Source organism: Rhizobium sp. P1_B8 (assembly GCF_056406515.1).
In genome coordinates this window covers 100843-113462 of the sequence record NZ_JBFTZZ010000017.1, presented here as the reverse complement: position 1 = coordinate 113462, position 12620 = coordinate 100843, and the positions used below count along the sequence as shown (strand labels likewise).

Sequence of the window (12620 nt, the reverse complement as noted above, 5' to 3'; positions counted from 1 at the left end):
CCTAGGGCAGCGAGGCCCTACAACAGCGAGGCAAGGCGCGGAACGATCGGCAGATAGGGTGCTTCGAACAGTTCCTCGCGTTCGAAACGGCTGCCGGTTTTCGTCAGCCGCACCATGCGACACTCGTTCTCGGAAATCATGAGCGGCGCGATCATCGAGCCGCCGGAAACGAGCTGGTCGGTATAAAAGCGCGGCATCGCGTTGAAGGCCGCCGTCACCAGGATGCGGTCGAAGGTGCCCTCACCCTGCATGCCGGCACTGCCGTCGGCATGGCGAATGATGACGCTGCGCAGACCAAGCGATTCCATGCGCCGCTGCGCTGCCGTCGTCAGCGTCTTGTAGCGGTCGATGGACAGGACACGCTCGGCCATGCGGCCCATGACGGCGGCGGTAAAACCGCTTCCGGTGCCGATCTCCAGGACGCGCTGGCCGGGCTTGAGCTTCAGGTGATGCAGGATGCGGACGGCAAAATCGATGCCTTCGAGAAAGGAGCCGCACTCGATCGGGATCGTCCGGCTTGAATAGGCGTCGTCGGCATATTGCGGCGGCACAAACAGTGAGCGCTGCGTCTGCTCGACCGCCGTCAGCAGATCGAGGTCGGAGATGCCTTCGGCACGCAATCTGAGGACGAGTGCAGCAAAGCCCTCCTTCTCCGCCAGTCTTGCCGTCAAACTTGTGCTCCGTATCCCAAGGCCCGCGCCACGCGGTCCGTCACGGAATAATCGGTCAGATCCAGTTTCAAAGGCGTTACCGAAATCTTATTATGCTTCAGGGCGTGAATATCGGTGCCTTCAACGAAGGCGCCGGCGCGTTCGCCAAACTTCAGCCAGTAGTAAGGAAAGCCCCGGCCGTCGGAGCGGGCGTCGACCTGCAGATTGAAGGCGAGCTTGCCCTGCATGGTCACCTCGGCGCCATTGACTTCGTCGGGACGGCAGTTCGGGAAGTTGAGATTGAGGAACGTACCCTCCGGCAGGTCCAGGACCATCAGCTTTTCCAGAAGGGCCGGCGCATGCGTCTCGCAGACCTCCCAGGGCACGATGCGCGCGCCGTCCTCGTAGAGATAGGCCTGGCTCAGCGCAAACGAGCGCACGCCCTGCATGGTGCCTTCGATGGCGCCGGCGATCGTGCCGGAATAGGTCACATCGTCGGCAACGTTCGAGCCTGAATTGACGCCAGACAGGACCAGATCCGGCTTGATGTCCATCACCTGCCTGATGCCCATGATGACGCAATCGGTCGGCGTGCCGCGCAGGGCGAAATGCTTGTCGGAAATCTTGCGCAGCCGCAACGGTTCGGAGAGGCTCAGCGAATGGGCAAGGCCGCTCTGGTCGGTCTCGGGCGCGACGATCCAGACATCGTCGGACAGCGTCCGCGCGATCCGCTCCAGCGCTGCAAGGCCTTCGGCGTGAATGCCGTCGTCATTCGTAAGCAGGATGCGCATCGCCTCAGGCCGCCCGTTCGATCTTGGTCAATCCGCCCATATAGGGCAGCAAAACGTCCGGAATCGTGACGGAACCGTCCTCGTTCAGATAATTTTCAAGGACAGCGATCAGGCAGCGGCCGACGGCCGTGCCGGAACCGTTCAGCGTGTGGACGAACCTGTTGCTCTTGTCTTCCTTGCCGCGGTAGCGCGCATTCATTCGGCGGCCCTGAAAATCGCCGCAGACCGAGCAGGAGGAGATTTCACGGAAGGTATTCTGCCCCGGCAGCCAGACTTCGAGATCGTAAGTTTTGCGCGAGCCGAAGCCCATGTCGCCGGTGCAAAGCGTCATGGTGCGGAAATGCAGGCCGAGGCGTTTCAGCACTTCTTCGGCGCAGGCGGTCATGCGTTCATGCTCGGCAATGGCGCTCTCGGCATCGGTGATCGAAACGAGCTCGCATTTCCAGAACTGATGCTGGCGCAGCATGCCGCGCGTATCGCGGCCGGCAGAGCCCGCCTCCGAACGGAAGGACGGCGTCAACGCGGTAAAGCGGAGCGGCAGCTTTTCCTGATCGAGGATTTCCTCGCGCACCAGATTGGTCAGCGTCACTTCGGCCGTCGGGATCAACCAGCGACCGTCCGTCGTCCTGAAGAGATCGTCGGCGAATTTCGGCAGCTGGGCGGTGCCATAAACGGCCTCGTCGCGCACCATCAGCGGCGAGCTGACTTCGGTATAGCCGTGCTCGCTGGTGTGGAGATCGATCATGAACTGGCCGAGCGCACGCTCGAGCTTGGCGAGCGGCCCGGTCAGAACCGTGAAGCGCGAGCCGGAGAGCTTGGCGGCGCGCTCGAAGTCCATATAACCGAGTGCTTCGCCGATTTCGAAGTGCTCCTTCGGTGCGTGGTTCCAGCGCGGCTTTTCGCCGACGGTGCGGGTGACGACATTGTCATGCTCGTCCTTGCCGACCGGGACGTCGTCGAAAGGTATGTTCGGGATGCGCGAGAGCGCGTCGTTGAGTTCGGCCGTCAGTTGCCGGTCCTCTTCCTCGATCGCCGGCAGCAGGGTCTTCAGTTCAGACACCTCGGCCTTCAGCTTCTCGGCAAGCTCGCTATTCTTCTGGGCCATCGCCGCGCCAATTTCCTTGGAGGCGAGGTTGCGGCGGGAGAGCAAGTCCTGCGCCTTCTGCACGGCGGAGCGCCGCTTTTCATCGAGGGCAACGAGACTTTGGGCCAGAGGCTCCCCGCCGCGCTTGGCAAGGGCGGCATCGAGCGCTTCGGGATTCTCACGGATCCATTTGATATCGAGCATCGTCGTTCCAGGTCGTTGCAACAGAGGTGGCCCGGCCAAAGCCTGATCGGACCTCGACCGGAAATTACAGCGCCGCCGTGTCTTTTCAGACGCGCAAGGGACGCTGTAACACTTTGAATTGCTGCATAATTCCTTAAACCGATTGCGATTTAAGGATCATGCAGTCGACGGCGTTCATGAAGGGATTTCCAGATCTCAGCTCAGACGCTGTCCGTCTTGGCAACGTCTGCGGATCCGGTTTCCTTTTCGACCGCCTGCCGGGCACGCTGGCGCTCCACGAGTCGCGCCGCATGGATGGAAATCTCGTAGAGAAGGATCGTCGGTATCGCAAGGCCGATCTGGGACATCGGATCCGGCGGCGTCAGCACGGCGGCGACGACAAAGGCGAGGACGATGGCAAACTTGCGCTTTTCGGCGAGCCATTGCGACGTCAGAAGACCGACACGGGCAAGCAGCGTGGTGACGACGGGAAGCTGGAAGACGAGGCCGAAGGAGAAGACCAGCGTCATGATCAGGCTCAGATATTCCGAGACCTTCGGCATCAGCGAGATTGCTATCTCGTCATGACCTGGCGCCTGCTGCATCGACAGGAAGAACCACATGACCATCGGCGTGAAGAAGAAATAGACGAGCGCGCCGCCCATCAGGAACAGGACCGGCGAGGCAATCAGGAACGGCAGGAAAGCCTGGCGCTCGTTCTTGTAGAGACCCGGCGCCACGAACTTGTAGACCTGGGCGGCAATGATCGGGAACGCGACCACAAGGCCGCCGAACATCGCCACCTTGACCTGGGTGAAGAAGAATTCCTGCGGCGCGGTGTAGATGAGCTGGGCTTTCTCGACGTCGAGATGCGCCCACACGACGGCTGTCTTGTAGGGTATGACCAGATAGTTGAAGAGATGCTTGGCAAAAAAGAAGCATGCGATGAAGGCGACGAAAAACGCGCCGATCGACCACATCAGCCGCGTGCGCAGCTCCATCAGGTGCTCGATCAACGGCTGCGGCTTGTCTTCGATGTCACCGCTCATGCCTCGTCCTTCTTCCTCTGCGCCGGCTTCTTCGGCGTTGCAGGCTTCCTGGCTGCCGTCGTGCGTTTCGGTTTTTCCACAGGCACGGCAACGGCGGCCGCAGCATCGACCTTGTCGGCAGCCTTGACGCGCGGCTTGCGCGCGACCTTCGACTTGGCGGCAACCGTATCAGCCTGCACGATCGCTGCTGCGACCTGTTCCGACGGCGCAGGTGTCGCTACCAATGGCGGCGTTTCCGGCAAGCTCATCGACGGCGTCGGGGCTGCAACAGCATCGGGCGGCACCTCGGTCTTGTTCTCCGTGACCGTGGTCGACTTCTGCAGGTCGGCCTTGATCTCGTTGCCCATCTGGCGAAGCGGATTCATCGCCTCGCGCAGGCTGTTGACCGGGTTGAGTTTCTGGGCGTCGCTGATCGTCTGGCGGACATCGTCAAGTTCCGCTTCGCGCAACGCTTCATCGAACTGCGCACGGAATTCGCCCGCGACCTTGCGGGCGCGCTGCGTCATCTTGCCGAAAGCGCGCAGCATCGGCGGCAAATCCTTGGGACCGACAACCACGATCAGTACGACCGCGATGACCAAAAGCTCGGTCCAGCCAATATCGAACATGCAAGGCTCCTGGACGGGAAGCGCGGGGGCTGCGCTTTTTCCCGGACTTGGTTACTTCGTTTCGTCGGCCTTGTGATCGACGGTTTTTGCCGTATCCGGCGCGTCTTCGTCCGTCATGCCCTTCTTGAAGCTCTTGATGCCCTTGGCAACGTCGCCCATTAGTTCCGGAATCTTGCCGCGACCGAACAACAACAGCACGATGACCAGAACGATCAGCCAGTGCCACATGCTAAAAGAACCCATTACGCTAACTCCCTGTTTCTATGTTCCCACGATGTAAGGATTTCCAACATCGTTTCCAACATCAAGCCCTTTGGATTGAGCTTAATGTCACGGTATCGCCCTTTGTGACAAGCCATCGACCCATCGAAAAGTGGTGGCCACCATTGTTTTCGCCATGCATGGCAAAAGCAAGACGCAAGCCCCTCAATCTTCAGGGGTGCCACGCGGTGCCAGCAACCCCAGTTCCTCGAGGTCCATCTGGGTGATCGGGTCTTCGTCCTCGGTCAGTTCGTCGTTCATCAACGGCGAGGGAATATTGAAGTTCGCCGGAATGCGGCCCGACAGCAAGCCCGCTCCCTTCAACTCTTCGAGACCGGGCAGGTCACGCAGCTCTTCGAGTCCGAAATGGTCGAGGAAATCGCGTGTCGTGCCCAATGTCACCGGCCGGCCCGGTGTGCGCCGGCGGCCGCGGAAGCGCACCCAGCCCGCCTCCATCAGCACGTCGAGCGTGCCGCGCGAGGTCTGGACGCCGCGGATATCTTCGATTTCCGCACGGGTCACCGGCTGATGATAGGCGATGATCGCCAGCACTTCCAGTGCGGCGCGCGAAAGCTTCTTCACCTCATTGTCATCACGGCGGATGACGAAGGACAAGTCGGCGGCGGTGCGGAAGGCCCAGGCGCCTTCGACCTGCACAAGATTGACGCCCCGCGGCGCATATTGCTCCTTCAGGCGCAGCATGATCGCATGCACGTCGGTCTTCTCGGGCAGGCGCTCCGCGAGGAAGCCTTCGGAGACCGGCTGCGAGGAGGCGAAGACCAGCGCCTCGGCGATGCGCTCGGCCTCGATCTCGGCCTGCAGGTCGCGGCCCCTGCCTTCGAAATTGCCTTCGAAATCTTCTTCGCCCCTCAGGTCGATCAAGCCGGCCGCTCCTGTTCCACCACCTGCAGCGTGGCATGTTTCGGACCGCGGCGCATGTATATCGGCTGAAAGGCGCCGTCCTGGCGGATTTCGAGCTTGCCCTCGCGCACCAGCTCCAGCGAGGCGGCAAAGGCGCTGGCGATTGCCGTGACGCGTTCTTCAGGCGCTGCGAGATAACGCAGCAGATAATGCTCCATCGCCGTCCAGTCGGCGACCTCGCCGATCATCTGGGTCAGCAGCTCGCGTGCATCGGTCAGCGACCAGACGGTGCGCCGCTCGATCGTCACCTGAGTGACGGCATGGCGCTGGCGCAGCGCCGCATAGGCGGTCAGGAGATCGTAGAGGCTCGCTGCGTAAGCGGATTGCTGCCGGTCGGGAATATGCTCGGGCGCACCGCGCACGAAGATATCGCGGCCGAGGCGGTTGCGGTTGACGAGGCCGTCTGCCGCCTGGCGCATGGCTTCGAGACGTTTCAGGCGGAAGGCGAGTGTTGCCGCCAGCTCCTCGCCGGAAGGGCCGTCATCCTTGACCTGCTGGGGAATGAGCAGCTTCGACTTGAGATAGGCAAGCCAGGCTGCCATGACGAGATAGTCGGCGGCAAGCTCAATGCGGATACGCCGGGCGCTTTCGATGAACAGCAGGTATTGCTCGGCGAGCGCAAGCACCGAAATGCGCGACAAGTCGACCTTCTGGTTTCGGGCGAGATAGAGCAACAGGTCGAGCGGGCCTTCGAAGCCGGCGACGTCGATCACCAGCGCCGGCTCGTGGCTGGCGCGCTCCGCACCGTTATCCTGCCACAACTTGTCCATCGGCGTCGCCGCCTGCGGACGTTCCGTGCCCTTGACCGTGCTCACCTAGCTACTCCCTTACGATCAGACCGTCGCAAACATCGCCTCGAATTCCGCCCTCAAGTCCGCTTCATCTGATGTATCCGGCGCCGCGAAGCCTGCTTCCACCGCTTTTGCGCGGGCAAGCGATATGCCGGCGAGCGGCGGAACATTTGCCACGACATCTAGCATCTCGTCCATATTGCCGTTGCAATGCAGCACGATATCGCATCCGCCTGCAATGATATTCGCCGCGCGTTCACCGATCGTGCCGAAAAGAGCGTTCATCGAGCTGTCGTCGGAGAGCAGCAGACCGTTAAAGCCGATGTGTTCGCGGATGATGCCGTCGATCACCTTGCGCGAGGTCGTCGCCGGATTGTCCGGGTCGATGGCGGCGAAAACGACATGACAGGTCATGGCCATCAACTCGTCCTTCATCGCGACAAAGGGCGGGAAATCATGGAGTTCCAGCTCATCGCGCGAGACGGTGACGACAGGCAGCTCCAGATGTGAATCCGCAAAGCCGCGACCGTGGCCGGGCATATGCTTCATCACAGGCAATAGGCCGCCGGCCTTCAGCCCTGCGGCAACCGCCCTTCCCATCGCGATGACGGTTTCAGGATCGCCGCCATAGGCGCGGTCACCGATAACGTTGCTGCTGCCCTCGACAGGCACATCGAGCACCGGCAGGCAATCGACATCGATGCCGAGGCTCGAAAGGTCGAAGGCGTGCAGCCGCGACATCAACCAGGCGGCGCGCAGGCCGAGCATACGATCGCGGCGATAGAGATCGCCGAGCGTCTGGCCGGAAGGATAACGCGCTAGAACGGGTGGGCGGATGCGCTGGACGCGGCCGCCCTCCTGGTCGATTAGCACCGGTGCATGCCAGCCGACACTGTCGCGCAGTTCGGCGACGAGATCGGTGATCTGCCGTGCTTCGGAGATGTTGCGCCCGAAGAGGATGAAGCCCCAGGGCCGTTCGCCCCGATAAAAGGCTTTCTCTTCGGATGTGAGGGAAAGGCCGCTGCAGCCAAGGATCATCGCTTTTGATTCCCCCCCCCCCCCCCCCCCCCCCCCCCCCCCCCGCCCCCGCTCCTATATTCTGTTCAAAAAACCGATCTACTTGGAGATCAGGCAGCTTCCGCCCGCCGCGCGATACTGTTCGCAGAGCGCTGCGGCCTCGTCCTTGGAACCGGCCGGAATGCGGACACGGTAGAAAGTACCCTTGCCGGCGATATCGGCCCTGCGGATCTCATGACTGCGGCCGCCAAGCACGCTGGCGAATTTCTTCGACAGGTTGGCATAGGATTTGGTCGCCTCGTCTTCCGAAGGCAGCGAGGCGATCTGGATGCCGTAGCCGCCGGCGGATGCGGCCTGCTGTGGCTTTGCGGCGACTGGAGCTGCGGCCGCGACCTCAGTCGTCTTCGGCTGCTGTGCGGGCGGCCGGACATTGCCCTTCTCGGTGACGGTGCCGACGACGTTGACGGGCTGGTCGGCCGGACGCGCGGTCGGAATCGGCGCGGTATCGGCAATCGCCGAGGTCTTGACCGGGCGCACCGGCGGAGCGGCCGGAGCGGGATTTGCGGCCTGCGCATCAGCACTGCCGGCGAGCGGCGGCTGTGCCGGCGCAGTTTCGACAGGGGCTGCAGAACGCGCATCGGCGGAAGCAACCTCGGCGCTTGCCGGGAAGCTTGCGGCCGTTCCGCCGACTGGAGGCACGGGCGAGGTCGATTGCGCGGACGGGGTCGACTGGGCCGTCAACGGCGGCTGAGCCGGCGGTGTCGGCTGGGCAGACGGCGTCGCCTGGGCAGACTGTGTCGCCTGGGCAGACTGTGTCGCCTGAGCAGACTGCGTCGGCTGGGCAGACGGCATCGGCTGATCGACGGGCGCCGGCTCCTCGCGGGCAACCAACGTACCGTCAGGCTTGACGATCATCGTGCGGACCTTGCGTGGCGAAACGGACGGCGTCTTGTCGGCGTCGCTTGCCGAAGCGTTGTCGGCATTGTCCTGGTTCGGCAACAGACGCGGATCCTCCGTCTCACCGACCGCAGTCGGCGTGACCTGATCGTCAGCGTTGGCGTTCTCGTCGTCTTCAGGCAGCGCTTCCGGTGTCAGCGTGCGCTGGACAACATCGACGGGCGCCTCGTCGGAAGAGACGAGCGCCTTCTGCTTCGGCTCTTCGGCAGAACCCGCAACACGGTCGTAAACGGCCTTATCCTGGTTCGGCACGGTCTTGCCGCCAGGATTTTCCGGAACGACCTTGACCGGCTCCTTGTCGGCGGCGATCACGCGCGGCTCGCCGGACGCGACAATGCCGAGCCCCTCGCCGTTCCAGACGGAGGAATAGACACCATAAGCGACACCGGCGAAGACCACGAGCACGACGGCCCCGGCAAGCAGCCGGCGCATCGACCGGGCGCGGCTGAAATCAGCGGCCTGGCTTGCCGACTCGATACGAACCTCGGAGGTCTCGCGGCGCTCGACCGGCTCGCGCACGCTGCGGCGGAAATCCTCCTCCAGCGCCCGTTCGAAATCATCGAGGCCATCGGCAATGGTAGGCTTGACCGGCGTTGCCGCGGCCGCAGCCGTATCCCGGACTGGCGTCGGCGTTTGCCGCGGCTTGGCCGGTTCAAAGAAGCTGGCGATCTCCGCGTCGAGATCGAAATCGAAATCAGCAGTTTTCGCGACCGGCGCGGGCTGCTCGACCGGCGGCAGCGTCGGCACGTGCATGTCGTCGACCGTCTCGGGACGATCCTCCGGATCGGAGATCATCGCCGGATCGAATGGCAGGTCTTCGGTCGAGTCGGAGGCAGCCGCCCAGTTAAAAGCCGGAGCCGGAGCTGGAGCCTGCGGCTCGGGAACGAAGGCTGGAGCGGACCGTGCAGGGGCGGTAGCGGCCGGCTGGAAAGCAGGAGCTGGCGGCTCAGTCGCAAAAACAGGCGCGGGCCGAGGCGGAGCGACGGCAGCGGTTGGCTGGGGAGCAGGTGCAGGCGGCTCTGGCTGCGGCACTGGCTCGGACGTCTCGGAGAAATCGAGGTCGGCGAGTTCCAGCTCGATGCCGGCAAGATCCAGCTCGAAATCATGGCCGGCGAAGGGGTCGTCGGCTTCCGGTACCGGCTGCGGCGCCCGCGAATATGCCGTTGCGGCAGGCTGGGGCACAACGACCTCAGCAAGCTGCGGCGCGATCGGCCTTGCGGCTTCGGAAGCATAGACCGGAGCCGGTTCGATCGGAGCAGGCTGGACGGGTGCTGCGGCGAGCGGTGCGGGCGCGATCACCTTGGGCTCGACAGGTGCGGCGGCCATGGGAGCAGCAGAAACGGGCGCTGCCTCGATCGATGCGGGCTGCGGCGAGACGGGCGTCGGATTGGCACGTTGCGGCACCGGATAACGCGAGACGTCGGCGAGCAGATCGTCAAGATCGAACGTGCCGGCGGTGTGCGGAACATCAGGCACGACCTCGGTCAGCGCGGCATCGGCCTGGATCTCGCCTTCGACGGCGGCGGCGATGAGATCGAAACCGGCATCGGACCCGAAATCCTGCAGCTCTTCCTCGATCTCGACGAATTCTTCGGCCTCGGCGGTCTCATCCGATGCGATCACCTCATCATGGCGATCGAGCTCGGCGGGGAAGCCAAGCGACGGTGAAGCGGATTCGAATTCCTCGGAAGGCTCGATAGCAGCGACGGTCGCCGGCGGCTCGATGACAGGTTGCGGTTCGACCACAGGAAGATCGGCGGACGGTGCCTCAGCAACCGGTGCTGCGACCGTTTCGGCCACAGGCTCCGGCAAAACAACCGGTTCATCGCGCTTCGGTGCATGGAAATTGGCAAGCGGCAGCCTGATGCTGGCAGCCGACCATTGCGGCGCCTTGGCGGGCTGCGCCAGCGAAGAAACGGGTGCTGCGCCGATCGACAGCTCAAGCTCCTCGATCAGGTCGCGCGCACCGCCGAAGGCCGATTGCACCGATGCCTCGGGCTCGGGCTCGGGCTCGGGGGAAAGCTGCTCCCCCCAGTCGGCGGCAGATGCGTCCCCATTCCCTGCGGCGGGCAAAGCTACTTCTTCTTCAGCCTCGACTTCTTCAGCCTCGACGGGGGCGACGGAAACCGGCTCAGGAACCTCCGCACGTTCGGCGGCGGGAGAAGCGTCGAGAACGGGCTCGACGTAATCTTCAGGAGTGACATCATCAGAGAACGGCTCGGCGGGCCGGTCGAGCTCTGCGAGCGGACGTGGCGAATCGTAGCGATCGAACTCGCGCCCAAGCTCGTCTTCGAGATCGAGGGCGGGCTCGCGGCGTGCGGTCTCAGTCACCGTATTCGCCGCAACACGCGGCTCGAAGCCGACGATCCGGGCAAGTTCAGCCAACGGATCATCGTCGGCAAACAGATCGTTTTTTCCGCGCGTATCATACGCAAGTTGTTTATCAGCCATGCCTATTCCCACTCGCAAACGCCAACGCTCAAATGCCAGCGCATTGTGGGGAAATGGTGACGTTATCGCATTTCGTCCGGTGCGGCAGTGCCTGTAATGGCGAGTCCCGACTTCAAAACCGACGCGACGGCGTACACCAGCCCAAGTCTGGCAATACTTGATTCTCGGTTTTTATCATTAACAAATCGTAATTCTGGCTGATCTTTACCTTTGTTCCAGTGCGCGTGGAAGGAACTGGCGAGGTCGTAGAGGTAAAAAGCGACGCGATGTGGCTCCTGCGACTGGGCCGCCGCATCGACGATACGCGGGAATTCAGCAAGCTTGGCGACGAGCTGCAATTCGGCCGGATCGCCAATGCCTGCAACGGTTTGCGCGAGATTCTCTGGCGAAACATCGAGGTCGGCAAAAGCCTCCCTCGCCTGCCGGAAGACCGACATGCAGCGAGCATGCGCGTATTGCACGTAGAAGACTGGATTATCTTTCGATTGTTCCGTCACTTTGGCGAAATCGAAGTCGAGCGGTTCGGAATTCTTGCGATAAAGCATCATGAACCGGACCGAATCACGACCGACTTCTTCGACGACGTCCCGAAGCGTGACGAAATCGCCCGAGCGTTTCGACATCTTCACCGGCTCGCCGTTGCGATAGAGCTTGACGAGCTGGCAGAGCAGCACCGTCAGCTTCGCCTTACCGTCCGAAACGCCGCGTGCAACCGCTTCCAGGCGCTTGACGTAACCGCCATGGTCGGCGCCAAGCACGTAGATCATCTCGTCGAAACCACGGTCGAACTTGTTCTTGAAGTAGGCGACGTCGGCGGCGAAATAGGTGTAGGAGCCATCCGACTTGATCAGCGGCCGGTCGATATCGTCGCCCACCTCGGTCGAGCGGAACAGTGTCTGTTCGCGATCTTCCCAATCCTCGGGAAGCTGACCCTTCGGCGGCGGTAGTGTTCCCTTGTAGACGTAACCCTTGAAGGTCAGGTCGTTGATCGCCGTGCGGATCGCGGCCGCACCATTGGCATGCAGGGTTCGCTCGGAGAAGAAGACGTCGTGATGGACGTTCAGCGACGCCAGATCGTCGCGGATCATCACCATCATCGCATCGATGGTGCGATCCTTGACGATCGGCATCCATTGGTCTTCCGGCATGTTGTGCAGACGCACGCCGTAATCGGCGGCAAGCGACTGACCGACAGGCACGAGATAGTCGCCGGGATAGAGACCCGAGGGGATTTCGCCGATCTTTTCGCCGAGCGCTTCACGATAGCGCAGGAAGACGGAACGGGCGAGCACGTCGATCTGCGAGCCGGCATCGTTGATGTAATATTCCTTCTCGACGCCGTAACCGGCAAAAGCGAGCAGGTTGGCGAGCGCGTCGCCGACGACGGCGCCACGGCAATGGCCGACATGCATGGGGCCGGTCGGATTGGCCGAGACATATTCGACGTTGACCTTCTTGCCCTTGCCGAGCGTCGAGCGGCCGTAGTCGGTGCCGGCGCCGATCATCGAGGCGAGCAGCCGCTGCCAGTAGCCGACGGCGAGACGGATGTTAATGAAGCCAGGCCCCGCGACCGAGACATCGGCGACGTCGGCATCCTCTTTCAGCTTGGCGATGATGACGTCAGCCAGCGCGCGCGGGTTGGTTCCAAGCGGTTTTGCCAGCACCATTGCGGCATTGGTCGCCACATCGCCATGGCTCGCGTCACGCGGCGGCTCGACGGTGATGCGGCCGAAATCGAGCTCGGATCGCTTATCCCTGACCAGATCGATCTGTTCAAGGGCGGTTTTGATCCTGGCTTCGAAGTCGGTAAAAAGGTTCATCGCACTCTTCCATGCATAGGCTGTGCCAAAGGCTCAA

The 12620-nt window shown here is 62.6% G+C and carries 11 protein-coding genes; all 11 read right to left on the bottom strand.

Annotated features, from left to right (window positions below):
* Positions 1 to 17 precede the first annotated feature (17 nt).
* The 11 genes from AC1D2N_RS20815 to argS all read right to left on the bottom strand — a co-directional run bounded on the left by AC1D2N_RS20815 (position 18) and on the right by argS (position 12583).
* A complete protein-coding gene (locus AC1D2N_RS20815) occupies positions 18 to 671 on the bottom strand; it encodes a protein-L-isoaspartate(D-aspartate) O-methyltransferase (RefSeq protein ID WP_018241800.1) in 654 nt (217 codons plus the stop codon).
* Positions 668 to 1441 carry a 5'/3'-nucleotidase SurE gene (gene surE, locus AC1D2N_RS20810; RefSeq protein WP_018241799.1) on the bottom strand — a complete coding sequence of 258 codons (774 nt, stop codon included), beginning with the start codon at positions 1439 to 1441 and terminating at the stop codon, positions 668 to 670. The genes AC1D2N_RS20815 and surE overlap by 4 nt, the downstream gene beginning before the upstream one ends.
* 4 nt (positions 1442 to 1445) lie before the next feature.
* On the bottom strand, positions 1446 to 2729 hold the full coding sequence (gene serS / locus AC1D2N_RS20805) for a serine--tRNA ligase (protein ID WP_130652277.1): 1284 nt from the start codon (positions 2727 to 2729) through the stop codon (positions 1446 to 1448).
* A 200-nt stretch (positions 2730 to 2929) separates the two neighbouring features.
* On the bottom strand, positions 2930 to 3757 hold the full coding sequence (tatC, locus tag AC1D2N_RS20800; protein ID WP_018241797.1) for a twin-arginine translocase subunit TatC: 828 nt from the start codon (positions 3755 to 3757) through the stop codon (positions 2930 to 2932).
* Positions 3754 to 4365 (bottom strand): Sec-independent protein translocase protein TatB, encoded by a 612-nt coding sequence (tatB, locus tag AC1D2N_RS20795; RefSeq protein WP_130652276.1) that lies wholly within the window; start codon positions 4363 to 4365, stop codon positions 3754 to 3756. Before tatB ends, tatC begins: the two co-directional genes overlap by 4 nt.
* Positions 4366 to 4416: 51 nt before the next feature.
* Positions 4417 to 4608, bottom strand: coding sequence for a twin-arginine translocase TatA/TatE family subunit (locus tag AC1D2N_RS20790; protein WP_003538990.1), 192 nt, complete (start codon positions 4606 to 4608; stop codon positions 4417 to 4419).
* A gap of 183 nt (positions 4609 to 4791) precedes the next feature.
* Positions 4792 to 5508 (bottom strand): SMC-Scp complex subunit ScpB, encoded by a 717-nt coding sequence (gene scpB / locus AC1D2N_RS20785; protein WP_130652275.1) that lies wholly within the window; start codon positions 5506 to 5508, stop codon positions 4792 to 4794.
* A complete protein-coding gene (locus AC1D2N_RS20780; protein WP_130652274.1) occupies positions 5505 to 6362 on the bottom strand; it encodes a segregation and condensation protein A in 858 nt (285 codons plus the stop codon). The genes scpB and AC1D2N_RS20780 overlap by 4 nt, the downstream gene beginning before the upstream one ends.
* 18 nt (positions 6363 to 6380) lie before the next feature.
* Complete coding sequence (gene nagZ / locus AC1D2N_RS20775) at positions 6381 to 7376, bottom strand: beta-N-acetylhexosaminidase (protein ID WP_477981882.1); 996 nt, start codon at positions 7374 to 7376, stop codon at positions 6381 to 6383.
* A 78-nt stretch (positions 7377 to 7454) separates the two neighbouring features.
* Positions 7455 to 10763, bottom strand: coding sequence for an SPOR domain-containing protein (locus AC1D2N_RS20770; protein WP_197728252.1), 3309 nt, complete (start codon positions 10761 to 10763; stop codon positions 7455 to 7457).
* Between the two features lie 62 nt (positions 10764 to 10825).
* Complete coding sequence (gene argS, locus AC1D2N_RS20765) at positions 10826 to 12583, bottom strand: arginine--tRNA ligase (RefSeq protein ID WP_028732043.1); 1758 nt, start codon at positions 12581 to 12583, stop codon at positions 10826 to 10828.
* Positions 12584 to 12620: the final 37 nt, after the last annotated feature.

Bases quoted from the DNA above. Each gene is read 5' to 3' on its own strand.
- surE (WP_018241799.1), bottom strand. From the start codon at position 1,441: ATGCGCATCCTGCTTACGAATGACGACGGCATTCACGCCGAAGGCCTT.
- serS (WP_130652277.1), bottom strand. From the start codon at position 2,729: ATGCTCGATATCAAATGGATCCGTGAGAATCCCGAAGCGCTCGATGCC.
- tatC (WP_018241797.1), bottom strand. From the start codon at position 3,757: ATGAGCGGTGACATCGAAGACAAGCCGCAGCCGTTGATCGAGCACCTG.
- tatB (WP_130652276.1), bottom strand. From the start codon at position 4,365: ATGTTCGATATTGGCTGGACCGAGCTTTTGGTCATCGCGGTCGTACTG.
- AC1D2N_RS20790 (WP_003538990.1), bottom strand. From the start codon at position 4,608: ATGGGTTCTTTTAGCATGTGGCACTGGCTGATCGTTCTGGTCATCGTG.
- nagZ (WP_477981882.1), bottom strand. From the start codon at position 7,376: ATGATCCTTGGCTGCAGCGGCCTTTCCCTCACATCCGAAGAGAAAGCC.
- AC1D2N_RS20770 (WP_197728252.1), bottom strand. From the start codon at position 10,763: ATGGCTGATAAACAACTTGCGTATGATACGCGCGGAAAAAACGATCTG.
- argS (WP_028732043.1), bottom strand. From the start codon at position 12,583: ATGAACCTTTTTACCGACTTCGAAGCCAGGATCAAAACCGCCCTTGAA.